At 50.9% G+C, this 23,742-nt stretch carries 23 protein-coding genes and 1 other RNA gene; 12 read left to right on the forward strand and 12 right to left on the reverse strand.

The window, feature by feature from the left end:
- Window positions 1-31: 31 nt before the first annotated feature.
- The gene (locus L4C36_RS17405) at window positions 32-328 is read right to left on the reverse strand and encodes a hypothetical protein (protein WP_428479070.1); all 297 of its coding nucleotides are present in this window, start codon (window positions 326-328) and stop codon (window positions 32-34) included.
- A 396-nt stretch (window positions 329-724) separates the two neighbouring features.
- A complete protein-coding gene (locus L4C36_RS17410) occupies window positions 725-3,490 on the reverse strand; it encodes an insulinase family protein (RefSeq protein WP_428479071.1) in 2,766 nt (921 codons plus the stop codon).
- Window positions 3,491-3,851: 361 nt separating this feature from the next.
- Here L4C36_RS17410 and sixA point away from each other — a divergent pair, with 361 nt between their 5' ends.
- Both sixA and L4C36_RS17420 read left to right on the forward strand, forming a co-directional pair.
- The gene (gene sixA / locus L4C36_RS17415) at window positions 3,852-4,325 is read left to right on the forward strand and encodes a phosphohistidine phosphatase SixA (protein WP_428479072.1); all 474 of its coding nucleotides are present in this window, start codon (window positions 3,852-3,854) and stop codon (window positions 4,323-4,325) included.
- A 118-nt stretch (window positions 4,326-4,443) separates the two neighbouring features.
- The gene (locus L4C36_RS17420) at window positions 4,444-4,803 is read left to right on the forward strand and encodes a hypothetical protein (protein WP_428479073.1); all 360 of its coding nucleotides are present in this window, start codon (window positions 4,444-4,446) and stop codon (window positions 4,801-4,803) included.
- A gap of 125 nt (window positions 4,804-4,928) precedes the next feature.
- Here L4C36_RS17420 and smrB read toward each other — a convergent pair whose 3' ends face one another.
- Window positions 4,929-5,459 (reverse strand): endonuclease SmrB, encoded by a 531-nt coding sequence (gene smrB / locus L4C36_RS17425; RefSeq protein WP_428479074.1) that lies wholly within the window; start codon window positions 5,457-5,459, stop codon window positions 4,929-4,931.
- Window positions 5,460-5,514: 55 nt separating this feature from the next.
- On the opposite strand from smrB, the gene prmB reads away from it, so the two are divergent.
- Complete coding sequence (gene prmB / locus L4C36_RS17430; RefSeq protein ID WP_428479075.1) at window positions 5,515-6,447, forward strand: 50S ribosomal protein L3 N(5)-glutamine methyltransferase; 933 nt, start codon at window positions 5,515-5,517, stop codon at window positions 6,445-6,447.
- Window positions 6,448-6,569: 122 nt separating this feature from the next.
- Here prmB and dcuC read toward each other — a convergent pair whose 3' ends face one another.
- From dcuC to L4C36_RS17450, 4 genes are all read right to left on the reverse strand, one after another.
- A complete protein-coding gene (gene dcuC / locus L4C36_RS17435; RefSeq protein WP_428479076.1) occupies window positions 6,570-7,928 on the reverse strand; it encodes a C4-dicarboxylate transporter DcuC in 1,359 nt (452 codons plus the stop codon).
- Window positions 7,925-9,178, reverse strand: coding sequence for a peptidase T (gene pepT, locus L4C36_RS17440; protein WP_428479077.1), 1,254 nt, complete (start codon window positions 9,176-9,178; stop codon window positions 7,925-7,927). Before pepT ends, dcuC begins: the two co-directional genes overlap by 4 nt.
- Before the next feature lie 262 nt (window positions 9,179-9,440).
- A complete protein-coding gene (gene queC, locus L4C36_RS17445) occupies window positions 9,441-10,139 on the reverse strand; it encodes a 7-cyano-7-deazaguanine synthase QueC (protein WP_428479078.1) in 699 nt (232 codons plus the stop codon).
- 214 nt (window positions 10,140-10,353) lie between these two features.
- Window positions 10,354-11,424 (reverse strand): PLP-dependent cysteine synthase family protein, encoded by a 1,071-nt coding sequence (locus L4C36_RS17450; protein WP_428479079.1) that lies wholly within the window; start codon window positions 11,422-11,424, stop codon window positions 10,354-10,356.
- 196 nt (window positions 11,425-11,620) lie between these two features.
- On the opposite strand from L4C36_RS17450, the gene L4C36_RS17455 reads away from it, so the two are divergent.
- The 4 genes from L4C36_RS17455 to L4C36_RS17470 all read left to right on the forward strand — a co-directional run bounded on the left by L4C36_RS17455 (window position 11,621) and on the right by L4C36_RS17470 (window position 16,292).
- Window positions 11,621-12,082 (forward strand): Lrp/AsnC family transcriptional regulator, encoded by a 462-nt coding sequence (locus tag L4C36_RS17455; protein ID WP_428479080.1) that lies wholly within the window; start codon window positions 11,621-11,623, stop codon window positions 12,080-12,082.
- 172 nt (window positions 12,083-12,254) lie between these two features.
- Window positions 12,255-12,482, forward strand: a complete 228-nt coding sequence (locus tag L4C36_RS17460; protein ID WP_428479081.1) for a hypothetical protein — start codon at window positions 12,255-12,257, stop codon at window positions 12,480-12,482.
- A gap of 193 nt (window positions 12,483-12,675) precedes the next feature.
- Complete coding sequence (locus L4C36_RS17465; RefSeq protein WP_428479082.1) at window positions 12,676-14,415, forward strand: ABC transporter transmembrane domain-containing protein; 1,740 nt, start codon at window positions 12,676-12,678, stop codon at window positions 14,413-14,415.
- A complete protein-coding gene (locus L4C36_RS17470) occupies window positions 14,415-16,292 on the forward strand; it encodes a SmdB family multidrug efflux ABC transporter permease/ATP-binding protein (RefSeq protein WP_428479083.1) in 1,878 nt (625 codons plus the stop codon). Before L4C36_RS17465 ends, L4C36_RS17470 begins: the two co-directional genes overlap by 1 nt.
- A 122-nt stretch (window positions 16,293-16,414) precedes the next feature.
- Here the strand turns inward: L4C36_RS17470 and tesB are convergent, their stop codons facing one another.
- On the reverse strand, window positions 16,415-17,299 hold the full coding sequence (tesB, locus tag L4C36_RS17475; protein WP_428479084.1) for an acyl-CoA thioesterase II: 885 nt from the start codon (window positions 17,297-17,299) through the stop codon (window positions 16,415-16,417).
- Window positions 17,300-17,512: 213 nt separating this feature from the next.
- On the opposite strand from tesB, the gene L4C36_RS17480 reads away from it, so the two are divergent.
- Window positions 17,513-17,932 (forward strand): YbaY family lipoprotein, encoded by a 420-nt coding sequence (locus L4C36_RS17480; RefSeq protein ID WP_428479085.1) that lies wholly within the window; start codon window positions 17,513-17,515, stop codon window positions 17,930-17,932.
- Window positions 17,933-17,956: 24 nt separating this feature from the next.
- Here the strand turns inward: L4C36_RS17480 and L4C36_RS17485 are convergent, their stop codons facing one another.
- Window positions 17,957-18,262 (reverse strand): MGMT family protein, encoded by a 306-nt coding sequence (locus L4C36_RS17485; protein WP_428479086.1) that lies wholly within the window; start codon window positions 18,260-18,262, stop codon window positions 17,957-17,959.
- A 104-nt stretch (window positions 18,263-18,366) separates the two neighbouring features.
- Here L4C36_RS17485 and L4C36_RS17490 point away from each other — a divergent pair, with 104 nt between their 5' ends.
- Both L4C36_RS17490 and ffs read left to right on the forward strand, forming a co-directional pair.
- Window positions 18,367-19,101: a VP0952 family biofilm-associated protein gene (locus tag L4C36_RS17490; RefSeq protein WP_428479087.1), complete on the forward strand. Its 735-nt coding sequence runs from the start codon at window positions 18,367-18,369 to the stop codon at window positions 19,099-19,101.
- Between the two features lie 206 nt (window positions 19,102-19,307).
- Window positions 19,308-19,404, forward strand: an RNA gene (gene ffs / locus L4C36_RS17495) — signal recognition particle sRNA small type.
- Between the two features lie 509 nt (window positions 19,405-19,913).
- On the opposite strand, the gene L4C36_RS17500 is transcribed toward ffs, so the two are convergent.
- The 3 genes from L4C36_RS17500 to L4C36_RS17510 all read right to left on the reverse strand — a co-directional run bounded on the left by L4C36_RS17500 (window position 19,914) and on the right by L4C36_RS17510 (window position 21,818).
- A complete protein-coding gene (locus tag L4C36_RS17500; RefSeq protein ID WP_428479088.1) occupies window positions 19,914-20,381 on the reverse strand; it encodes a hypothetical protein in 468 nt (155 codons plus the stop codon).
- The gene (locus L4C36_RS17505; protein ID WP_428479089.1) at window positions 20,381-21,148 is read right to left on the reverse strand and encodes a M15 family metallopeptidase; all 768 of its coding nucleotides are present in this window, start codon (window positions 21,146-21,148) and stop codon (window positions 20,381-20,383) included. The genes L4C36_RS17500 and L4C36_RS17505 overlap by 1 nt, the downstream gene beginning before the upstream one ends.
- 409 nt (window positions 21,149-21,557) lie before the next feature.
- Window positions 21,558-21,818, reverse strand: a complete 261-nt coding sequence (locus L4C36_RS17510) for a hypothetical protein (RefSeq protein WP_428479090.1) — start codon at window positions 21,816-21,818, stop codon at window positions 21,558-21,560.
- 229 nt (window positions 21,819-22,047) lie between these two features.
- Between L4C36_RS17510 and L4C36_RS17515 the strand changes: the two genes are divergently transcribed.
- Window positions 22,048-22,671: a hypothetical protein gene (locus L4C36_RS17515; RefSeq protein ID WP_428479091.1), complete on the forward strand. Its 624-nt coding sequence runs from the start codon at window positions 22,048-22,050 to the stop codon at window positions 22,669-22,671.
- Complete coding sequence (locus tag L4C36_RS17520; RefSeq protein WP_428479092.1) at window positions 22,646-23,389, forward strand: hypothetical protein; 744 nt, start codon at window positions 22,646-22,648, stop codon at window positions 23,387-23,389. Before L4C36_RS17515 ends, L4C36_RS17520 begins: the two co-directional genes overlap by 26 nt.
- Window positions 23,390-23,742 lie beyond the last annotated feature (353 nt).

Consider the following 23,742-nt stretch of genomic DNA (forward strand, 5'->3'; position numbering starts at 1 on the left):
CGTGACGGTTTAGGAGTATGACTGCCTAGGATCATGACTGCCTCGAATAGAGATCAACCAGCTTTAAGCGAAAGCGAGGCTCAAACACACGGGGGCGGAGCAGGTGATACGCCAGCATCGTCCCTAGCAGCGCGATGAAGATATTGATGCCCGTCAGCAGTACCAACGGTGCCGTGATCAGAGTAATGAACACGACCGCATAGAGCAGGATATCCAGTTCATGATGGGCGATGGCGCTGTGGCAGTGTGTGCACACAAAGAACTCATCATAGGCATTGAGTGCAGGCACGGTGATCGTTTGTTGGCAATGTGGACATACAGCTGGCATGGCTGACAACGCTCCTCTAACAGGTAAACAAAACAAACGTGGCCGGATATCGGCGTTGTAGGTGTCCATACCTCAGAGGCGCCAGATCTGCTGTCAGAAATGGGTGCCATGCGCAACCAAGTGATATCACACGCAGTGCAATATCTTATTGTGTTGCACAAAATAGTGATAAGCATCATCCGGTATTTATGTGTAAATTACTAGGGCAAACTGTGAATACACGATGTGACATTGTGTCTGCTTAGCGATAGGTTATGCTATTTTATGTGATGTAAGTCACTGTTTTACGGTGGGATGGCGGATCACAGCTTGTTGAAGGCGAAGCGTCAATAGATTGTTTTTTGCCGCTAATAAAAACCCAGCGCGAGCTGGGTTTTATGTTTTACGTTCGAATCATTAACGGGCGTTACGCTGAAAATCATCAATCGAGGTAATGGTTTCACCGATATCCAGCGGGGTAGCTTGGGTGTGCGCTTGGCCTTGGCAATGCATCACAATGCGGTTCGATGTACGCGGTTTTATCACTTCCACCACGAATTTCACCATATCAACGCGGCGCAAGGCGGTCAGCGCTTCAATCACTTTTTGTCGCTGGCTGAAGGTCTCATCTTTGTTACCGATGCTGACCCAGAAACGCTGCGCACGTGCGCGCAAATTGGTATCAGGCTCGGCAATCTGGGCAATTAACCCTTCTTTACTGGCTTGCCATTGTGCTTCATTTAGCTCCAGTAACACCAAAGCAAAGGCATTGGTGAAGTCATCCATCGCATCCAAGAGTTGTGTCGGCGCAGCGACGGGCGACTGAATATAAAGGATCAAGCCCGGATGGCGATTGAGTGGTAAGTTCGCTGTGCCGACCATGTATCCCAACTGCTGACGCGTGCGCAGCTCGTGGAAAAAGGTGGTCGACATCAGGTGATTGGCCAGCGTGTAAATCGCAATCTTACGCGGGGTGATCTCCCGTGATTGGTAATACATCAGCAGGGCCGAGTCGGCATGATCACAATGGATTTCATGGCTCAAGGTGCCGGATTGCTCCAAATGCACCAAGGGGCGTTGCGCTTCCCCATAGGTTTGATTGGTGGCGCGGAAGGCATCTTTGAGCATTTCCGCTAACGCAATGGCATCGGCTTCCAGCCAGTTACCGTACACAAAGGTGTCAATGTGCAGCTCAGCAAACATCGCTTCCACGAACGCCGGCAGTTCATCCACCTCAATGGATTCTAACGCTTCAATCAATACCGGATAAGGCGGGTTATTCGGTTGCAATAACCCCGTTAGCTCATTAAACAGCTGTGAAATCGGTTTATCTTGCGCGGCATTACGCCAGCTGCGCAGCATTTGCGCCTTGATGTTATTAAAGCGATCAAGGTTAAATTCACGGTTGGCGAAGCGTTCCAACAGCAGCTTTAATAGCAGTGGTTGCTTTTCACTGAAGCCGGACAGTTGTAGCGTTACGCCCCCCTGATGGGCATACAGGTTGTAAGACATGCCCGCAATTTCAGCCGGGTAGGCCGACTCATTGGTGGCTTCCAACAACATCTCGACGCACAGGCGGGTCTTCACGATATTGCGTGGTGAGCTGACCGCATGCGGGCTGTCGATGGCGACATACACAATGCCTTTCGGGACGCGAAATTCATGTTCTTGTTTGTGCCATAAGCGGAAGCCCGGCAAGTCTTGAATCAATCTTGGCGGCTGATCGGCATCGGCAGCCAGCGGAAGGGGATCCGGGTTGTCGCACAGATACGGGTTATGTTCCGGCAGGGTAAATGCCGCTTCGGTGCCGGGGTGTTGCCATTGTGCCAACTGCTCGGCGGTAAAGGGCGTGACGCCATACGGGGTGTGATACCACTGCGCGACACGATCACACGGTTGATCGTGAGCGACCAGCACCAAGCGCATGTTATCCGGACGAAGACGATTGAGCAGATCCGTGATCAGCGGCTCGTCGTAGTCGGTCATCATGTAGTCACCGTAGATAATGTCTTCCGGTGCGTAGTGCAATAAGTTCATCACCAAGTAGCTGACCGTATCGAGCGGGCGGCTTTTTTCTTGATAGCGAAACGCCATATCGAGTACCGTGCGTTTTTCGTCAAAACGCCATTGTTCCAGCCCGTGTTCACGGATCAGTTCAATGTACTGGAACACATGGGTCACGATGTCGTCGATATGCTCAACCCCTTTGGGTGTCAAGCTCAGGCTCACGGTAAACTCGCGGAAGTTGCTGCCGCTGACACCGCCGCCTGCCGCCAACGAGTTAATGAACCCACGGTGTTTCAGGTGCGACATTAAGCTGCCTTGCCCTTCGTTACCCAACAAATGGGCAATGTAAGACAGCGGTTTTTGGCGGTAATACGGGTCCATGGCTGGCAAGGTGAACGATAAGGTCAGCTTGCGCACTTCTTTGATCGGATCAATGGTAATGAACTGGCCGTTTTCTTTTTCAGTGACCAAGGGCACCGCGATCGGGGCGGGCGCTTTTTCGCTGTTAGGAATGTCACGGAAAAAAGTGAAGGCATACGCTTCCAGCTCATCGAGCGATTGCGGACCCAGTAACACCAGACCCATTAAATTGGCCGAGTAATGCTGCTGATAAAAGGCGATCAACTCATCACGCACCGAGTGATCGTCACGATCTTCCAAGGTGGTGAGATCCCCCACCGAGAACTTGGCAAACGGGTGGGCTTGATTGATGGTTTCTTTGTGCACCTGATATAGACGGCGGACGTCATCTTTCAGTTTCAGCTTGTATTCTGAATCGACCGCATTGCGTTCTTTGTCTACCGCTTCTTCATTAAACAATGGCGCGGTAAAAAATTGGCCGAAGCGATCCAACCCTTCGCTGAACGCGTGGGGACTCACCTCAAAAAAATAGGTGGTGTTCTCTGTGCCTGTCCATGCATTGTTGCTGCCCCCGCTTTGGTTGATGAAGGTTTGAAATTCACCGACTTTCGGGTACTTCTCTGTGCCGAGGAACAGCATGTGTTCCAGAAAGTGTGCCATGCCTTGGCGATCTTGGGGATCGTGGAAATGGCCGACATTAACGGAAAGCGCCGCGGCTGAGCGCGGGGCGTCAGCATCGTGGACCAAGAGCACTTTTAGCGCATTGGCGAGCGTCACATAGCGGTACTGCTTGAGGTCGTTAGGGCTTGTCTGCACAGGAAGGGCCTATTTTCAGCGGGAGAGTAACGTAATTATGACGTTCATTAACATAGCTGGCAAATGAAAGCGGGGGGAATATTCCATGAAACAAGCGGTTAGCGTGCAGCTTTCTACACAGATCCCACTGCGGTCACGGAAAAGTAACAGAGTGCGACGAAGCACTGTTTTCAGACAGGGGAACTTGCTAGCATAGCTTGTCCCCCCTCACTGCGTGATGTGCTGTTGTCACATCATTACAGCGCGATTGTGCTGCTGTTGTTGAGGGGTGTTTAGTTTAAGTTTGATCGAACCGGTCGTGCCGCGAGTATGCATTAATAAGGCGGACTATCAGAGTCGCAAACGTGATATTGGAAGAATTATGCGAATCTATATTATGCGCCATGGCGAAGCCCAGAACTTTGCAGCGAGTGATGCCGAGCGGCCGCTGACAGAACGGGGACAAGCTGAGTCACAGCGCATGGCCATCCAGTTGGCGCATCAGCTACCCGATGGTCTCGACAGTGTTTGGGTTAGCCCGTATTTACGCGCCCAGCAAACGTGGGATGCCATGGCGGAACACCTACCGACACCCCAGCAGCACAAAACGGTGGATGAGATCACCCCATACGGTGATGCCGATGATGTGGCCACGTACCTTAAAGCCGTGATCGCGATAGATCGCCCAGACAGCGTGCTGCTGGTGTCCCACTTGCCGTTGGTCGGATATTTAACCGCAGAGCTTGTGCCGGGCTTGCAACCTCCGATGTTTATCACCTCGTCGATTGCCGCGATTGACTACCAGCCTGATACCGGCGAGTCAGCCCTGTTGTGGCATGCCAATCCGGAAGGTTAATCCCCCGGCTTCCCCATGCTTCGCGTTTCAGCGAGGCATGAGAAATCGCTAAGGTTTTACCGCAAGAGGTCGATAAGGCAATTATCGACCTCTTGTTTTAAGATGCAAAGACACTGCGATGAAAGCCAAGTTATCCCTTATTGTGGGCGCCGCGTTACTCGCGGGTTGTGCCCAACTGCCCCCAGCGCCGAGCATTAATGGCAACGGTGCCATCAAATGGGCCAATGGTATCAGCGAAGAAATGCACATTTCTGCCTCAGGCAGTACGCTGACCTTTGCCGCCCCACAGAGTTTATTCAATCCCGGTGGGATCACGATTTTCTCACGCATCGACAGCGCCCGAAACGGCAATTGCGAACACTACTACAGTGAGCAAGCGGTCAAAACGCGCATGCAGATCTGCGATAACGGGGAAGTGACCTTGATCGTAGAAGGGCAGGTGATCAACGTCGGCGCATTGGCGCGGTATATTTACTAAGAGCGGTTTTGGGAAAGTGCGGTGCTGAGGCCCTATGGGGGAGGAGCAAAAGCGAAGTCATTTGCTTTTGCCGCCGTCCTGCTATTTCGTTTTTAGGACCATAGGACCATAGGACCATAGGACCATTATCGCTCTGGGATCTCGATCAGTACCAGCAACGCACCGGCGCCGCCAAATTCGAGCGGGGCTTGGTGAAAGGCCATCACATCCGGGTGCTGGGCCAGCCACAATGGCGCTTTCTGTTTCAGAATGTGCTTACCAATGCCGTGCATCACACAGCAACAGGCCACACTTTCCTTGATGCACGCCGCGATCATCGCCGCCAGTTCACGCTTGGCTTCTTGTTGTGTCATGCCGTGCATGTCCAAATACATGTCAGGCACATACACCCCACGGCGCAGCTTTTTCACCTCGTATTTCGACACACCCGTACGCGCGTATTGTGTCGGGCCGTTTTCGTTCAGGTGTGGCTCAAACTCATCCGAGAAGTAAAACTCATGATTATCGGCTACTTTTGCCGAGAGTTTCGCCTTATCCTGCTTTGGCCCCTGTCGGCGAGGCGTGATTATGGTATCATGCGAGATCTTTTTTACGCCCTTAACCGCGTCCTGGAACATTGACCATTCGTCATCCAGGGTAAAATCTTTTTTGCTCATAGTGAAAAATTCCAACAACTTTATAGCGGTATTGTAGCGCCATCCGGAGGCTATTTTGGATAAGATTTTTGTCGACGAAGCTGTCAACGAACTTCATACATTGCAGGACATGCTACGTTGGACGGTTAGCCGTTTCAATGCTGCAGGTCTATTTTACGGTCACGGCACGGATAATGCATGGGACGAAGCGGTGCAATTGGTATTGCCAACCCTTTATCTTCCGTTAGATGTCCCGTCTGATGTACGTGGCTCTCGCCTGACAAGCAGCGAGCGTCTGCGCATTGTTGAGCGCGTGATCCGTCGTATCAATGAACGCACGCCAGTGGCTTACCTGACCAACAAAGCGTGGTTCTGCGGTATGGAATTCTTCGTGGATGAGCGTGTACTTGTACCACGTTCACCGATCGGCGAATTGATTGATAACGACTTTGAACCGTTCCTGAAAGAGCGTCCAACGCGTATTATGGATCTGTGTACCGGTTCTGGCTGTATCGGTATTGCCTGTGCGCACGCGTTCCCAGAAGCGGAAGTGGATCTGGTTGATATTTCTGTTGATGCATTGGCTGTTGCCGAGCAGAACATTCAAGATCACGGTCTTGAGCAGCAAGTGATCCCACTGCGTTCTGATTTGCTACGTGATGTACCAAAAGACAAATACGACCTGATCGTGACAAACCCACCGTACGTTGACCAAGAAGACATGGACAGCCTGCCTGACGAATTCCGTCACGAGCCAGAGCTGGGCCTTGCTGCAGGCTTTGATGGCCTGGACTTGGTACGCCGTATTTTGGCGAACGCACCGGACTACTTGAAAGAAGACGGTGTGTTGATCTGTGAAGTGGGTAACTCGATGATCCACATGGAAGATCAGTACCCGCACATTCCATTCACGTGGATTGAGTTTGAAAACGGTGGCCACGGTGTGTTCATGATGACGCGTGAGCAACTGGTTGAGTGCCAAGACGAATTCGCGGCATTCCGCGATTAAGTCGACGCCGTTCCTTTTCGCCCGCGCGATACCGTAATCACGGCGCGATGACGGAAAGAGAGTGAATAAAAACCGAAGCCTAGGCTTCGGTTTTTTTATGCTTGTTGATAGTGATTCAGGCCTTACAGGAAGATGCCTATCACGATGGTGTGGAACACAAAGCCCACCAATAGCGGTACGGCGGTGCGTTTCACCACCGCAAACGGCGACAGTTTGGCCCCACTGGATACGGCAATGACCACCCCAGAGACCGGCGACATGGCACGACCCATGTGAGAAGCTTGCTGCATTGGCAAGATCATCGCTGTGGCATTGGCCCCCATGCTGGCCGCGATTTGCGGGATCAGTTCCACGAAGGCCAAGAACGGCGCGTTACCGGAGCCCATAATGATCGCGGCGGCCAACGTGACAATGGCAAACACAACCGCCATGGCAAACGGCGGTAAACCCACATGTTCAGCAAACATGATCAACTGATCAATGGCCCCAATGGTTTTGATGCCGTGGGCAAACACGCCCGCCGCTACCAACAGACCGACGACCGTGGTAAAGGCGACACCCATCCCTTGTAAGAAATGGTTAAAGCCTTCACAGACCTGTTTGAAGTCTTTTTTACGCATGAACTCCACGATCAAACACAGTGCGATACTGAACAGCACAATGGTCACGATGTTCAGTTTAACGCCAGAGACAAACAGGTTCGAGCTGGCTACCGCCAAGATAATTGGCAGCATGGGTAGCAGTGCATAGTATGCTGGAACAGCGGTGCCATTCTTTTCTTGCGTCATCGTGTTTGCCGTCGGTAAGGTGCCGTCTTGCTTGTCACAATGGCGCTGCCAAATGATATGGGCAAAGCCGATCACAATCACCGTGGCAATCGCGGCTGGGCCTTGGTAATACAGCACGTATTCGACCACATCCATATTCACCGCTTGTGAGCCACGAATGGCATCAATCGCGGTCGGGGTATAGGCCACCCCGAGCGAGGTGGCAATCACACCCGCCGCCGACGCCGCCGACAGTCCCAGACCCAGCATGATAGGGAACATGGTGCCCATCAATAAGACGGCCAAGCCCGTGGCCGATGGGATGGCGAGCTGAATGGCGCTGGCGAGCAAATAAGAGAAAAACAGCAGTATGTAGGGTGAACGTAAGCGGCGCAGAGGTTTTGTCACTACCTGCACCACGGCACCGCTCGCGCCAATGTGATCCATGTATTGCGCAAAGCCCATCAGCGCCATGATCATCAACCCCAGGCTTGCCGCACGGCTGCTGAGCAAATCACGCATCACCTCGAAGCTGTCGAGCGCCGCAATGCCTGTGCCTGACAGGTTCTTCGGCAGAATGCTGCCGCCCATCAGTTGCGTGGCGGCCATCAGCACAAAACCGGCCACCAATAACACTAACTCGGCACGGTAGCCTTTCAGGATCAGTCTGGCCACCATGATGATAACCAGTAATGACAGTAAAATAGGGATCATGCGTTGTTCTCCGGCATAAACTGGGTACGTGTTTGTTCAATCACAGCCAGCACCACATCGCTGGCGGCTTGCAGGGATTTCACCGGCAGGTATTCATAGATAGAGTGGAAGTTATGCGCGCCGGTAAACAGGTTCGGACAAGGCAGGCCGTTTTGTGACAATACGGCACCGTCATAGCCCCCACGCATCGGCAGGATATGGGGTTCAATCCCACATTGACGATACGCATTGATCGCAATCTCTACCGGGAAACGGGCGTCACCCAACAGGCTGTTTTCGACGTTGGCGTAGCTATCGGTCAGGGTGATAGACACACTGCCCGCACCCCACAGCACATCGCAGTGATCGCTGAGTGTTTGCAGGAACTGCTTGCGGTGTGCATAGCCTGACTGGGTAAAGTCGCGGATATCCATATTCAGTACCGTTTGGGCACTGTTTCCCTGCAATTGTTTGACCCAGTAATACCCTTCGCGGTTTTCGGTGTATTCCGGGGCTTCACCCGCTGGCAACATGGCAATGAATTTGTGCGCCATTAAGAGTGAATTTTTCAATTTCCCTTTGGCTGACATCGGGTGAGCCGATTGGCCATGGAAGGTAATGACGGCATCACCGGCATTCCAGTTTTCACACACCATGTCCCCGATGGCACAGCAGTCAAGGGTATAGCCAAAATCGGCGCCAAAGCTGGCGACATCCAGCAGTCCGGCGCCGACCAGTCCGACTTCTTCATCCGGCAGGAAGCCGACTTTGATCGTACCGTGCGGGATCTCTGGATGGGCTTGCAGGTGCGCCAGCGCGTGCATAATGGCGGCGATAGCCGCCTTATCATCCGCGCCAAGTAAACTGGTGCCATCCGTTACGATCAGATCGTCACCGATATAGTGGGCTAATTCCGGAAACTCCGACTCGCGCAAGAAAATGGCGTGTTCTGCGTTCAGACACAGATCGCCCCCGTGGTACGGCAGGATTTGTGCGTGCGTATCGGTGTCGCGTTCTGGGCTGGTATCCAAATGGCCAAAGAACGCTACCGTTGGCAGCGGTACGTCGGTATTGCTTGGCAGGGTCGCGGTGACAATCGCGTGTTCATTCACCGTCACCTCACAGAGTCCGAGGGCGATCAGCTCTTGCTCAAGGAAACGCGCGAGGGTCCATTGTCCTTGTGACGACGGTACCTGACCGGCGGCGGCCTGTTTGCGATCCGCGGTAGTATTGATTTGGGTATAACGTATAAAGCGCTCAATGATATCCATATAACTGCGACCATAGAAAAAATTGCCGCGAGTATAGGGGGAAGCGCTGAAATAATGTGTGATTTGAGTGGGTTATTTAAACAATATTATCAATAGATGGGCGGATTTGGCACGAATTATATCTTTCGGTGATATAAAAACCCAATAAGAGAAAGGAAAAGTGAAATAAGAGAAAAGCGCCCTGTACTCGGAGTACAAGACGCGTTCATATTGGCAAAATAGATGGTGAGACAGGTCGCGACAGAAGCGAGAGTGCTCGCGGTTACGCTTGACCCGCGTGCTGCTTGCGTACCAACTCCGCCATGATCACATCGCGGTTGGCGAGGTATTCATCCAAGCCGGCTTTGCGCAAATCACACGATGGGCAATCGCCACAGCCATCGCCAATCACACCGTTGTAGCAGGTCAGGGTTTGCTCGCGCACCACATCTAACTTGCCGCACTGATCCGCCAAGGCCCATGTTTCGGCTTTGTTCAGCCACATCAGTGGTGTATCAATGCGCATCTCGCGATCCATGCCTAATACCAGTGATTCATTCAGCGACTTCACGAAGGCATCGCGGCAATCCGGGTAACCCGAGAAGTCAGTTTCACACACGCCCGTGATCACCGATTCCGCCCCAATTTGGTACGCGTAAATACCGGCAAGCGTCAGGAACAGAATGTTACGGCCCGGCACGAACGAGTTTGGCAGGCCATTTTCTTGTAATTCGTGAGAGACAGGAATGTTGTCGCGGGTCAGCGAACTGATCGCCAATTCATTAAGCAGGCCGACATCCATCACTTTATGGGCCGTGACGCCCAATTGTTTGCACAGTGCTTCTGCCACTTCAATTTCCAGCTTATGGCGCTGGCCGTAATCGAAGGTTATGCAGTGCACTTCATCATACTGAGCAAGGGCTTGAATTAAACAGGTGGTGGAGTCTTGGCCGCCACTAAAAACAACAACAGCTTTGCGCATGGATAGTATTCCTTGAGAGTTATCGTACCGAAAAACAGTCGGTAGGGGATATCTTGATGTTGAGGTTGGTACTCATGTTCAAGATAGACCAACAGCAGGTTCTCTATTGGCGCCGCCATGCTACCGCAGCTCCCGAGAAGAGAAAAGCCCTGTTGGCCTTACTCACACAAAACGCGGTGACCTCTTTTCTTTTTACCACAACGGTGTACGGGTTTTAGGCTGGCCACTGTCCGGTTTGCTCAACCTGCTGTAATTGGGTGAGGTAGCCGCTGATATCGCCGATGTGCTCAGCCACCCATTGCGCGTCAAAATAGGTATCAAGGTAGCGTTCACCGCTGTCGCACAGCAGCGTGACAATCGAACCGGTTTCACCGCGGGCTTTCATTTCACACGCCAGTTGCAGTGCGCCATATAAGTTGGTGCCCGTGGACGCGCCCGCTTTACGGCCTAATACGGTTTCTAGCCAGTGCACGGTCGCCACGCTGGCTGCATCCGGAATGGTGCGCATGGCATCGACCACGCCCGGAATAAAGCTCGGCTCGACACGTGGGCGGCCAATACCTTCAATGCGGCTGCCGACATGGCGGGTCAAGGTAGCGTCGCCGGTATTGAAATAGTCATGGAACACTGAGTGTTCGGGGTCAACCACACACAGTTGTGTTGGGTGCATTTGATAGCGCAGGTAGCGCCCGATCGTGGCCGAGGTGCCGCCTGTGCCCGGACTCATCACAATCCAGCGGGGAATGGGATGCGGCTCCATTTTCATCTGCTCAAAAATGCTGTTGGCGATATTGTTGTTGCCGCGCCAGTCGGTCGCACGTTCGGCATAGGTGAACTGATCCATGTAATGGCCGTTCAGTTCACGGGCTAAGCGGCGAGATTCCGCATAGATCTCGCTGGGGCTATCGACGAAGTGGGCTTGGCCACCGTAAAAAGCGATTTGCTCCAGTTTCTTGCGGGCGGTTTTACGCGGCATAACGGCAATAAACGGCAAGCCGAGTAAGCGGGCAAAATACGCTTCAGACACCGCCGTGCTGCCGGATGACGATTCAATAATGGGGGTGCTTTCCCCAATCCAGCCGTTACACAGGGCATATAAAAACAGTGAACGTGCCAAGCGGTGTTTCAGGCTGCCGGTTGGGTGGGTGCTTTCATCTTTGAGGTAGATGTCGACACCGGCTAACGCAGGCAGATCCAGTTTGATCAGGTGCGTATCGGCAGAGCGTTGGTAATCCGCATCAATTTTGCGGATGGCGGCATGGATCCAGTCAGCGTTGTGGCGCATAGGGCCTCCTTGGGGGCGCGGCGTATACCGCCGTGTTGATGGCGACGTTGAGGGCAGCGTGCGTGATGCACGTCACCGTTCTCATCTGTTACGGGTTACTGTAAGTGTGAACGCGTAAAAAAACTTTATCTTCATTCCTGTCATTAGCGTAAAATGGAGAAAATATTTCTACCAAATATACCTTAAGAGCAACGCAATGGCCGATTTAGATAAAACCGACAGAACATTATTACGGATGCTGCAGCAAGATGGCACTTTGGCGCTGGCAGAATTGGCTGATGCCGTCAACTTGACCACCACACCGTGCTGGAAGCGCCTTAAGCGTTTGGAAGAAAACGGCATTTTGCGCCAGCGCGTAGCCTTGCTGGATCCGGTTAAGTTGGGGCTATCGTTCACGGCGTTTGTGCAGATCAAAACCAGTAACCATTCTAAAGAGTGGTATCACGCCTTTGTTGAAACCGTTGCCGAGTTTCCGGAAGTGATGGAGTTCTACCGCATGGCGGGGGAATACGACTACATGATGAAGGTACAGGTGGCGGATATGTCAGCGTTTGATCTGTTCTATAAGAAGCTGGTTAACAGCATTGAAGGACTGACTAACGTGACCTCGACCTTCGCGATGGAACCGCTGAAATACACCACCGCCTTGCCGGTGTAGTCGACGTGATAGGTATTTGAGTGCTTTTTGACCAGTGCTGACGTTTTTCTCAATGGAAATGGCGAGCTTTTCCCGAAAAAAAGGGCTGCCGCATTACAACGCAGGCAGAATTTGTGAAGGTTTGCGGACCTTGAGCAAACCTCAACGCACGTAGACCAAACGGGAGAAGATCATGGAATTCCAGTTTTTGCGAAAAGACAAGGCCTACACCTACCTCGATATGCACGCTGATTCGTTTGAAGAAGAAAAAGCCCAGCTGCAAGCGCAGGGCTGGGAACTGGCCGAGGAGATTGAAGCGAAAGATAAAAAAGACGCGATTGAGCAGTATAAATCCCGTCACACCAACTTTGCCGCGAAAGCCGCTGCTATCGGTGCCGCCATCGGTTTTTTCGGTAGCTAATGGCTCGTTAAGCGCGTGAAATGGGCAGGCGGTAATACGCTTGCCCGTAAAAATTAGCAGTATCCTCTGAATATGCTTTTCTGCATTTAACTGATTGATTTGTATCCAACCCTGTCCGCATAATGCTGATGGGCTGAATGTCGATTGATGCACGATCGATACAAGATCAGTGATAAACGCAGGGAGGAAGCATATGCAGGTTTTTTGGCAACTTCGGTGGTATTTCCGCCAGCAATGGCGTCGCTACGGCGGGGCGATTGGTATTCTTATTATTGTGGCCTTGTTTGAGTTGCTGCCTCCGCGTGCGATCGGTTGGATTGTCGATGGGGTGGTCAGTGGCGAGATGGCGACCTCTGAATTGCTGGGTTGGCTCGGTGGCTTGGCCGTGTTGTGGCTGGCTATTTATTTTCTTCGTATTGTCTGGCGTTGCTGGCTGTTCGGCGCAGCCTTTGAGCTGGGCACCGTGCTGCGTAACCGCCTGTATAAACACTTTTCCTCACAGCCCCCTGTTTTCTTTGAACGCTATAAAACCGGCGATTTGATGGCGCGATCCACCAATGATGTGAACGCCGTGGTCATGACCGCCGGAGAAGGCGTATTAACCGCCGCCGATTCCCTGATCACCGGCCTCGCGGTGCTGTTCATTATGACCAGTACGATCAGCTGGGAACTCACATTATTGGCGTTACTGCCCATGCCGATCATGGCGGTTGTGGTGTTCTTCTTAGGCCGACAATTACATGGCCGTTTTTCCGCCTCGCAAGCTGCGTTTTCCGATTTAACCGACAGTGCACAAGAGAGTTTGAACGGGGTACGGATGATCCGCGCCTTTGGCCTTGAGCAGCGCCAGCAGCAGGCTTTTTCTGACGTGGTGGATCAGGTCGGTGAGAAAAACATGGCCGTGGCGCAGGTGGATGCCAAGTTTGATCCGGTGATCCAAATCGCGATTGGGATGTCCTTTTTCCTCAGTATTGCCGGTGGCGGTTACATGGTGTCGGAAGGGCGATTGACCTTGGGCGATCTGACTGCGTTTACCCTCTATCAAGGCTTGATGATTTGGCCGATGCTGGCGTTGGCGTGGCTGTTCAATATTTTGGAACGCGGCTCAGCGGCGTGGAATCGTCTGCAACACATCTTCGATCAACAGCCGGATATCGTCAGCGGTGCACAGCCCCTTTCGTTGCATCAGCAACCGCTGCAGGTCGATATTGATCAATTCTGCTGGCCAAGCCAGTCACAGCCCGCGTTAAGCCATCTGCACTTTACCTTGGCCAGCGGCCAAATGCTGGGTATTGCCGGCCCGATCGGCAGCGGCAAATCAACCTTGTTAGCGCTACTACTGCGTCAGCAAGAACTGTTGGAAGGGCAGATCCGCTACGGGGAGGTGCCTTTACGAGAAGCCAATTTGGATCACTGGCGTAGCCGTTTTGCCGTGGTCAGCCAAACCCCGTTTCTGTTCTCTCGCACTATTGCCGACAACATCGCCCTTGGCCGTCCTTCTGCGAGCTTGGCAGCGATCCGCGAAGCGGCCAAAGCAGCATGTATCGATAGCGATATTATGCAATTTCCGGACGGTTACGCCACCTTGGTCGGCGAGAAAGGGATCACCCTTTCTGGCGGGCAGAAACAACGGATCGCCATTGCGCGCGCCTTGTTATTAGAGGCGGAAATTCTGGTGTTGGATGATGCCCTGTCAGCGGTAGACGGCAAAACGGAACACCTGATTTTGCAGAACTTACGGTCGCAAGCCGGGCGCACCGTGATCGTGATCGCCCACCGCCTGACGGCACTGGAAGCGGCCGATAACATTCTGGTCTTGCACCAAGGGCAGATCAGTGAGCAAGGCACGCACGTGCAGATGCTGCAACACGACAGATGGTATGCCGAAATGTACCGTTATCAGAAACTTGAACAAGCGATTGAGGGGGCATAATGGCTGTGAAACAAGAACGTGTGAACACCGCCGTACTGAAACGCCTGTTGCGTTATGCCTTGGCCGATAAGCGCCAGTTGGCCATTGCGGTGGGCCTCCTGTTACTGGCTTCTCTGGCGGATGTGTCGGGGCCGTGGTTGATCCAACATTTCATTGATCACCATATCGCGACTGATCATTACCCGATGTACGCGGTGGGGGTGTTAGCCGCAGCGTATGTCACCCTGATGATCCTCGCGGCGTGGTTGCGTTACCTGCAAGCCTTGCGGTTTTATGACTTGGCCATTGGCGTGGTGCAAACCGTGCGTAAACAGCTGTTTGGTAAAGTGATCAATCAGCCGTTATCGGCCTTTGACTACGTGCCCTCGGGGCAACTCATTTCCCGCATCACCAACGACACTGAATCGCTGAAAGATTTCTATGTGCAGGTGATTGGCACCGTGCTGAAAAATGTCACCCTGATTGTGGTGATGCTGGTGGTCATGAGCTTGTTGAGCTGGCGACTCACGCTGGTGGTGTTGTGCTTACTGCCAGTGGTGCTGGGGGTGATGGTGCTGTATCAGCGCAAGAGTGCCCCCGCGTACCGCAAAATGCGCGATTTATTAGCCGACATTAATGCCTCGATGAGTGAGTCGATTCAGGGCATGAGCTTGGTGCAGCTAATGCGGCAGGAAAAGGCGTTCTATCAGCAATTCTCCGCGCTGAATAACGAACACCTTCAGGCGCAGCGCAGCATGGTCACGCTTAACGGGTTTTTGCTGCGTCCCCTGATTGATTTATTGTCGGGCGTGGCCTTGCTGTCGCTGGTGGCCTTGTTTGGTGTCAGTGGCACCGAGTTGATCGGGGTCGGGGTGCTGTATGCCTTCATCAGCTATTTGGGTCGCGTGACCGAGCCGTTGATTGAACTGACTCAGCAGTTGTCGCTGTTGCAACAAGCCTTGGTCGCCAGTGAGCGCATTTTCGGCTTCATTGATGCCCGTCAGCAAACCTATGGCGACGACACACAGCCGTTGGCGTCTGGGCAGTTGGCGTGCGAGCAGCTCAATTTTAGCTACGATGGCAAGCAAGCGGTGTTGCGTGATATTAGCGTGACCGTGCCACACCGGGGCTTTTTGGCCTTGGTCGGCCATACTGGCAGCGGCAAAAGTACCTTAGCGTCATTGATGATGGGCTTTTATCCGCCGAGTGATGGGCAGATCACCGTGGATCAACGGCCGCTCTCCAGCTTGTCGCATGATGTGTTGCGGGAAGGCATCGCCATGGTGCAGCAAGATCCGCACATACTCAGTGCATCCGTGCGCGATAACATCACGTTGGGTCGGGCGTTAATCCACGATGCCCGTATCGAGCAAGCAGAAGCCGAACAAGCGGATGCGCTGATTTGGGAAGCCTTGGAAAAAGTCGGGCTGGCCTCGCAGATACGGGCGTACACGCAAGGGCTCGACACCTTGCTCGGCAGCGGCGGGGCAAACCTGTCGGCCGGACAGAAACAGTTGTTAGCCTTGGCGCGGGTACTGGTGTGTAAACCGAAAATGCTGATTTTGGATGAAGCCACCGCCAACATTGATTCCGGTACCGAACAGCACATTCAGCGCGCGTTGCATGCGTTGCGTGAAGACATGAGCATTGTGGTGATTGCCCACCGCTTATCGACCATTACCGATGCCGATGAGATTTTGGTGCTGAGTCACGGGGAAGTGTTAGAGCGTGGTGCCCATCGTGCGTTGTTGGCGCAGCAAGGGCATTACTGGCAGATGTACCAGTTACAACAAGCCGGCGAGCATTTACAGCAGCTTGAAGCCGAAGGGCTGACAGAAACGGTGTCGGAAGCGTCTGTATCGACAATGCACGTATCGAAAATGCACGTTTCGGAATAGAGCGTTATTACGTCGAGTAAACAGCGTTATCGCGCTTGGATACACTTACCTTTCACCATAAAAAACGGCGCAAAAGCTTCAGGCTTTTGCGCCGTTTGTTTGATTGCGGATCAGAAAGTGGGTTAGTCGGCTTTCGGCTCGCTCTGCACTGCCGTGTTACGGATCAGGCCTTCCTGTGTGCTGGACGCGACCAACTCACCGTTCTGGTTATAGATCTCACCACGGACAAAGCCGCGTGCGCCACTGGCTGACGGGCTATCAATCGCATACAACAACCACTCATCCATGCGGAACGGACGGTGATACCACATGGCGTGGTCAATGGTCGCCACTTTCATTTTTGGTGTCAGCAAACTCACGCCATGCGGCTGCATCGCGGTGGTCAAAAAGCCCCAGTCAGAGGCATACGCCAACAGGTATTGGTGAATACGCGGATCATCGGGCATCGCACCATTGGCTTTGATCCACAAATACTGCTTGGCTTCCATCGGTTGTGGTGCAAGCGGGTTGATCGGATTCACCGGACGCACTTCAAACGGACGATCGCGGCTGAACGTGTCCGCCACCACTTTTGGCAGGTAATGGGCAATTTTTTTGACCAGATCCTGCTCAGAGGGCAGATGCTCGAACGACGGCACCTGTGGCATGGTTGATTGGTGATTGAAGCCTTCTTCCGCCACTTGGTAAGACGCCGTGAGGTAGAAGATCGGACGGCCAAACTGAATCGCTTTCACCCGACGGGTACTGAAACTCACGCCATCACGCAGGTTTTCCACATCATAGATAATCGGTTTAAGCGGATCGCCACCGCGGAGAAAATAACTGTGGAAAGAATGGAGTTGGCGTTCAGCGTCAACGGTTTCTTTTGCCGCCGATAACGACTGGCCCAATACCTGGCCCCCATAGACTTGTGGCAGGCCTAAATGCTCACTTTGGCCGCGGAACAATCCTTGTTCAAGCTGTTCAAGATGTAGCAGAGTGAGAAGTTCATTCAGTTCTTTGCTCATCGGGACTCCATAATTAATGTTATCATTGCGCCAAGGAAGGTATCGCTGATGCTTCTGTCGCGCAAGCACCGTTTTCGGTCAAGTGGCAGGCACCCAGCCATTGGCCATCAATACCTCAGAAGGCAATCGCCGTATCATTATCCAGTTTTATTTTTAGTTCAAGTGCTTACCATTCATGCTTATCACGCAGCGTAGGCCCCAACAGGAGACATCATGAAGAAGCTTTTCACTTTGATTTCGGCATTGGCCGCGGCATTGGCGATCTCGGCGTGTACAAACCTCACCCCGCAAGACGCGGGTGCAGAGCACGTTACAGGCACCGTGAGCTACCGTGAGCGCATCGCCTTGCCAGATAATGCCCGTGTGACCGTAACATTGGCCGATGTGTCGAAGATGGATGTCGCCGCCGAAGTGATCAGCAGCCATGCGTTCCTGACCGAAGGCAAGCAAGTACCGTTTGACTACCAGTTGCCGTTCATGCGTGATGAAATCAAACCGAACCACACCTATGCCGTGAGCGCACGCATTGAAGTGGACGGCAAACTGATTTTCACCACCGACACCGCGAACCGCGTGATCACCGACGAAGCGAAAACGCTGAAAAAAGATCTGCGTTTGGTGAAAGTACAATAAGGCGATAAGCCCTGTTGTATTCGGCTATAAGCCGTTCCAGCGATACTGAGCGAGCCGAATTTTTCCGGCCTCGCTCACCACAACGCCTTCGGCCAGCAGTTGCTGCCGTTGGCGTTGTAAGTCCTTTCCCTGCATGGAAATCTCCCCTTTGGCATTGATCACCCGATGCCACGGCAATGTTGAGCCTTCCGGCAACGTCGCCATTAAGCGGCCCACTTGGCGCGCATAGCCCGGAAACCCTGCAAACCTTGCAATATCCCCATACGTTGACACCTGACCAAATGGAATTTGGTGAACTTGGGTGTAGATTTGACTCGCGAAATCATCCATATTTATAACCTGAACAAAAATAGAGCGATAGTTGCATAATAAGATAGCTGCATAATAATGCCTTGATTTTATTGCGCTATCAGATAACGCAAGGAGGTGCAGCTATGATGTATGCCGCGTTACTTTTTATGGCCAGTATTGGGTTGACCATTGTTGGGATCAGTGCGCTCGGACAAAGCCAGGGTAATCTGCCGGCGCTGGCGCTGGCGATCCCTGCATTATGGCTGCTGCCGCAGGGTGGGGTGTCCGCTTGGTTGTTGCTGATCGGCTTAGGCGCGTTCGGCATCGTGTTGCCGGAGCAGTCGCTGGCCCTGTCTATTAGCCTGTTTATGATGATCCCCATCTTCTCTGTCAGCTTTGGCCCCAAAAGCCCGTGGCAACTGGGGGCGTTGTTGCTGTCTGTGGTGTTGGCGATGGATGTCGGCCTCATGGCGCTGCAAAGCGAAGGCAAGCTCGCCGGTACCCCAACCGCCACCATTGTACAGATTATTGCGGTGGGGGTGATATGGGTGGCGCTGCGCAGCTGGCGCAAGGTGGATGGCAATACGTGGTGGCCGGTGGGATTGGTCGTGCCGCTGTGGGTCGGCGGCATGGAACACGCCGCGTTGGTCGCCTTGTGTATCACCGGTTTATTGGCCACGCTGCAAGAAATGCGCAATACCCAACTGAAAGAGTGGGTGCCACGCATGGGCTGGATTTTACCGGCCATCGGCTTTGCCACCATTGTGTTGATCCCGTGGTTTGAGGTACCGAACCCTGTGCTGGTGGCGTGGCTGCTGGTGTTAGGCGGCGCTTTGCTGGGGGAATACCTGCTTGAAGATCAGGAAGAAGAAGTCTAACCGCTGGGCTGGTTAATGCACGAGAGATGACAAATAGTGCGTTGAATTGACAGTGAAAGTGGCGCATTTCGCGGTGCGGCAGGGCAGAGTGCACAATAAATCAGCACTTGATTGCAACAAGGCATTACAGCCCTTGCAATCATCGCAGGTATAGCAGATAATCCTCCCCGTTCTCGCAAGAGACACAAAGAATCTATGGAGGCCCCCATTGGTCCTCCCGCAACACTAACCTGTGAACTCGGCCAGGCCCGGAAGGGAGCAACCGCAGCAGGTGACGTGTGTGCCGGGATGTGGCTGGTGGGGGCTTCCACCCATCTGAAATAAAGTTATTTTTCAATAACTTATCTTCCAAGAAAATATCTCCATACACATTATAGATCGCACTAGCTTTACCCCAATCACCTTCTTCATTGTCATTTTAATTCAAATATACCCATTCCTCTATTTTCACATCGTTTTGTATGGCTGTTTTTATCCTTTGCTGGGCATCCTCGTGTCAATGTGCCATTTGTGAGGGTAATAAAGAGCATATATCTGCAATAGCGAAGAATATTGGCGTATGTTTTGGACTTACGGATGATTAATGGTTGGACTGAACCAGTCAGTGAGAGCGGAACTTTCAAGCTTATTGGTCAGGAATACGTGTTACTTGAGTCACACTATCATATTGGTCAGCAGGATATTTACGGAGTCAGTACAAAGCCAAGAATATTTATCGGGTCATCTTCGATATGGGAAATAGCATCTATAGATGTTTACTCGAGAAATTAAGCTGAGATGATTTCTCCCCCCTATAATATGAGGGGGGAAGGTTATTTTATTGATTTTATCGTGTGTGTTGCTTGATTATATTTAGTCTCTATTTCTGAACTATTTGGGTAATTTGGTGTTTTTCCATCGCAAATTATGAAATTGAATTCACTCATTGAAGCGATGTCAGATGAGTTGTCATAAATTGGTAAAGTATAATATATTTCTTTTAATTTAACAAAATAATTACCATCTTTTGGGTAATAAGATATTTCTGATTCACCAGTTTCTCCAAAGTAATTGACTTTAATTTTCTTTAATTTTTCATTTCCCCAATACTCAGTGATTTGACCACCTTCAGTCGACTCTTCTAAGGTGGGTTTTTCTATTGAAGTTAATTTTTTTATGTCAATATTAGCTAATTTACTCAAGGTTTTGTAATTACATGTGGATGAATCTAAAGCGATAGCTTGGTTTATAGGAATTATTGCAAATAGGATTATAAAAGTCATTTTGTTAAAGTAGCTCATTATGGTCTCTCCCCGTTGAGTAGCTCTTGGATTGATAAACCAAATGTTATTTGAAAGTGAGGTTTGTCAATAAAAGTTTTCCAACTACCACCCCACTCAAAGCCATGGCGAATACCTATTTTAGCAATAGCATTCCAATCTGGATTCCAGTTTACATCTTTATTTTTTATTTCAACGACATCTATGGCTAAGCCATAATTATGGTAGCTATATCCACCCTTGACTTTTGTAACTATACGACCTTCAGTTGTTCGTCCTTTTGCATATAGCGCATTTTGCTCTTCTATAGTTCTTCGTGCTTGCGTTACTCGTAATGTAATACCAAGTTCATCTTCAACTGAATTAATAAATGCTGCTGCTGGTGCTTTAACATAGGGATGCAAAGTTAAAATACGTCTATTCGTATGGACATCCCATGTTAGCGCTGATGTTTTTTCCACTTTAACGGGATTGATTGTTGTTGGTTGAGCTGCTGATTTAGATTTCTTATTTAAAATGCAATCAGTTAATTTTCTGATTGTCTTTCCATTAGGATCAATACGCCCATCAGGGCGGACCATGTTGAGCACTTTCTTTTGAAAGGTTTTTATTGCAGCAACGGTTTTTGATTTTTCCGGAAAACGGCCAAGTTTACCGTCTTCATCTAATCGCTTTGTTGGGGGGATTAGATTGAGGACTTTATTTAGGTTAATTTGAATTGTTTTTATGTCGTTATAATTGTTGACACCACCAATGCCCACTGATTTGACGATTTTTACATTACTCACAGTATGTGTCCTAGATAAAAAAGTTGATTCAATTTAAGATCATATAGGGACGTTTCCCATAGGATCTAAGAATGATTGGAAGCTAATTCACTAAAATATATGTGATCTTTGCAAATGCCAGTGACGGAGATGTTATTTAAATGTTTTGTTTTTAATGTGGTAATCTATTCTGCCCCCACTTTTTTATCCCCTTGTTCTCTATACTTCATATTCCGCCTTTACTACCCCTTATCTTAGGCCTGATTTCACCTAAACACGCTTTTGCCTCACAACCAAGACACCCATGATTTAGTGCTTTCTTACCTGTACTTCGGGCAACAAGGCTGGGCGGTTTGTGGTTGTTGAAAAAGTGCATGATTAGATCATCATGCACTGATAGGTCACGCTTCGCGGTTGAGAGGCGATGTCATTATCGTTGAGGCACTAACGATGAATAAGGGGTACCGGCTGGGTTGCCGTATAGCGTGGCAAGCACATCCATCGCTGTTGTACTCCATGACCCAAAGTAACCGTCGAGGTGATTAAACATGCCCATCGCATGCGCAGCCTCGTGGGTCACAATGTCACTGTCCCAGTTACACTGCCCATTCCCCATGTTCACCCAAAGCAGCGCCATGCTGCCTGGATTGTCACCAAACTCTTTACTGTAAAATCCCGCGCCTTGAGCCACGACTAAACCACCGATAATGCCATGAAGTGTTAATCATGGGGGCATGATTAGGCGCGAAACGATTAAGCGGCTAATCGGGTGATTGCGTAAATTATCGTTGCATCTCGTTAACTGTCTCGCAGTGTTACTTCTTCGTTGAGGCTTGGTTTTCAGTAATATATTGAGCGCCAACCACGTGTATGCGCGTTGGCTGAGCGGGTAGGGAAATCAAATAAAAGGGATGTTAGGTATGAGCAGTGTGAACAGGGTGCAGCACATTAATATTAATCGGTTTGAACTCAAGTCAGCCGATACGGATGATCCCGTCTCAAAACGCATTAGCTGGAATCCATTGGCGCCAGGCGGAAGTAGCTTTAAGTCGCAAACGATGACCGTGTTGGGCGATACAATAGAAATTAAAGAAAGTGCGTCCTCAAAGTTAATGTTATCGTTTTTTTGGATCACGGGTTTGGTGCTTTGTTACGTTGCGAGTCAGACCGATTCTGAGGGATGGTGGATAACGATGTTTATCGGTGTTGTCTTTACTGTCGTGGGCTTAGCAGCAACATTTTTATTTTTTGAAACGCTGACGTTTGACAAAGCACAAGGCGTGTATTTTCGAGGGCAGTACGAGCCGGGAATGACATCCGTGAACCGGCAAAAACAAGGGCAATTAGCGGATATTTATTCGTTACAGATCCTTAGCGAGCATCTTCATTCTGGTATCTCACCTTTTATTAGTTATGAGCTTAATCTGGTTTTTGAAAATGGCGAACGCGTTAATGTGATGGATCACGGCGACTTAAGTGCGTTGGAAGATTCAGCCATGCGTTTAGCCGAACTTACCCATGTCCCTATCTGGAAAGCGTATTGATCGACATTCGATACGCGAAGATAAGGCACATATTGATTATCAAACACGTTATAGACACGTTGGTTCAGGGTTAGCACATCAAATAAAAGGGATGTTAGAGATGAGTAGTACGCAGCACATTACGATTAATCACTTTAAACTCAAGCTCGCAGATACGGATGATCCCGTCGCCAATAGCATTAGCTGGAATCCGGTGAAAAAAGGTGGGGGTAATGGCGACACTCAAAATATGACCGTATCGGGGGATAAGATAAGCCTTAAAGGAAGTCTGCGTGTGAAGTTTTTCTTTGCAGTTTTCTGGATCACGGGTTTTATGCTCCTTTATGGCGGTACTCAGGTTGATGAGATAAGTGGCCCACTTTTTTTCATGGGGACTTGCTTTAGTGCGATGGGCTTAGGGGGCGCCTATTTCTTTTCTAGAACGCTGACGTTTGACAAGACGCAAGGCGTGTACTTTCGTGGACTGCAAGAGCACGGAGGGGCATCCGGAGATCGGCAAAAACAAGGGCCATTGGCGGATATTTATGCATTACAGACCATCAGCAAGCGGGTTCAGAGCGAAGGGGATTCCTCATCGGTTACCCGTTATGAGCTTAACCTGGTCTTTGAAAATGGCGAGCGTATTCATGTCATGGATCACGGCAACCAAAGTACGTTTGAATTTTCAGCCCTGCGTTTGGCCGAATTTCTTGATGTGTCTATCTGGAAAGCGTATTGATCGGCACTGAATCATCAAGGCTGCCATATAACCAAGGCCTCTACAACTAAGATCCCCGTACATGGCGCCAGTGCTGAGGCTTCCTTTTACAGTCCTGTATCAGGAAGCCTTCTGTGCCACCGCTATCTGTAAAATCATGCGCAATCTCTCCTTGAGATCACTCTTACCTCCCTCCCGCTGACCGCTGTTTTTCGGCAAGACATGCTTTTTACATTACAGGTGTAAAGTAAACGCACCAGTTGCGCCGTTGGGCATTTACGCTAAGTCGTTGTTCGTAGTGTGAGCTAGATCTACTATTTGTCCGATAAATTGTAACGATATGTTTCTGCGTCAATCTCAAACGCCCGCGATAG

Origin of the sequence: Photobacterium japonica (assembly GCF_050337005.1) — a bacterium.
Lineage (GTDB): Bacteria > Pseudomonadota > Gammaproteobacteria > Enterobacterales > Vibrionaceae > Photobacterium > Photobacterium japonica.

What these genes read in the sequence shown, in the direction of transcription:
- L4C36_RS17405 (WP_428479070.1), bottom strand. Translation starts at nt 328, where the DNA reads ATGCCAGCTGTATGTCCACATTGCCAACAAACGATCACCGTGCCTGCA.
- sixA (WP_428479072.1), top strand. Translation starts at nt 3,852, where the DNA reads ATGCGAATCTATATTATGCGCCATGGCGAAGCCCAGAACTTTGCAGCG.
- L4C36_RS17420 (WP_428479073.1), top strand. Translation starts at nt 4,444, where the DNA reads ATGAAAGCCAAGTTATCCCTTATTGTGGGCGCCGCGTTACTCGCGGGT.
- smrB (WP_428479074.1), bottom strand. Translation starts at nt 5,459, where the DNA reads ATGAGCAAAAAAGATTTTACCCTGGATGACGAATGGTCAATGTTCCAG.
- dcuC (WP_428479076.1), bottom strand. Translation starts at nt 7,928, where the DNA reads ATGATCCCTATTTTACTGTCATTACTGGTTATCATCATGGTGGCCAGA.
- pepT (WP_428479077.1), bottom strand. Translation starts at nt 9,178, where the DNA reads ATGGATATCATTGAGCGCTTTATACGTTATACCCAAATCAATACTACC.
- queC (WP_428479078.1), bottom strand. Translation starts at nt 10,139, where the DNA reads ATGCGCAAAGCTGTTGTTGTTTTTAGTGGCGGCCAAGACTCCACCACC.
- L4C36_RS17450 (WP_428479079.1), bottom strand. Translation starts at nt 11,424, where the DNA reads ATGCGCCACAACGCTGACTGGATCCATGCCGCCATCCGCAAAATTGAT.
- L4C36_RS17455 (WP_428479080.1), top strand. Translation starts at nt 11,621, where the DNA reads ATGGCCGATTTAGATAAAACCGACAGAACATTATTACGGATGCTGCAG.
- L4C36_RS17460 (WP_428479081.1), top strand. Translation starts at nt 12,255, where the DNA reads ATGGAATTCCAGTTTTTGCGAAAAGACAAGGCCTACACCTACCTCGAT.
- L4C36_RS17465 (WP_428479082.1), top strand. Translation starts at nt 12,676, where the DNA reads ATGCAGGTTTTTTGGCAACTTCGGTGGTATTTCCGCCAGCAATGGCGT.
- L4C36_RS17470 (WP_428479083.1), top strand. Translation starts at nt 14,415, where the DNA reads ATGGCTGTGAAACAAGAACGTGTGAACACCGCCGTACTGAAACGCCTG.
- tesB (WP_428479084.1), bottom strand. Translation starts at nt 17,299, where the DNA reads ATGAGCAAAGAACTGAATGAACTTCTCACTCTGCTACATCTTGAACAG.
- L4C36_RS17480 (WP_428479085.1), top strand. Translation starts at nt 17,513, where the DNA reads ATGAAGAAGCTTTTCACTTTGATTTCGGCATTGGCCGCGGCATTGGCG.
- L4C36_RS17485 (WP_428479086.1), bottom strand. Translation starts at nt 18,262, where the DNA reads ATGGATGATTTCGCGAGTCAAATCTACACCCAAGTTCACCAAATTCCA.
- L4C36_RS17490 (WP_428479087.1), top strand. Translation starts at nt 18,367, where the DNA reads ATGATGTATGCCGCGTTACTTTTTATGGCCAGTATTGGGTTGACCATT.
- L4C36_RS17500 (WP_428479088.1), bottom strand. Translation starts at nt 20,381, where the DNA reads ATGAGCTACTTTAACAAAATGACTTTTATAATCCTATTTGCAATAATT.
- L4C36_RS17515 (WP_428479091.1), top strand. Translation starts at nt 22,048, where the DNA reads ATGAGCAGTGTGAACAGGGTGCAGCACATTAATATTAATCGGTTTGAA.
- L4C36_RS17520 (WP_428479092.1), top strand. Translation starts at nt 22,646, where the DNA reads ATGTCCCTATCTGGAAAGCGTATTGATCGACATTCGATACGCGAAGAT.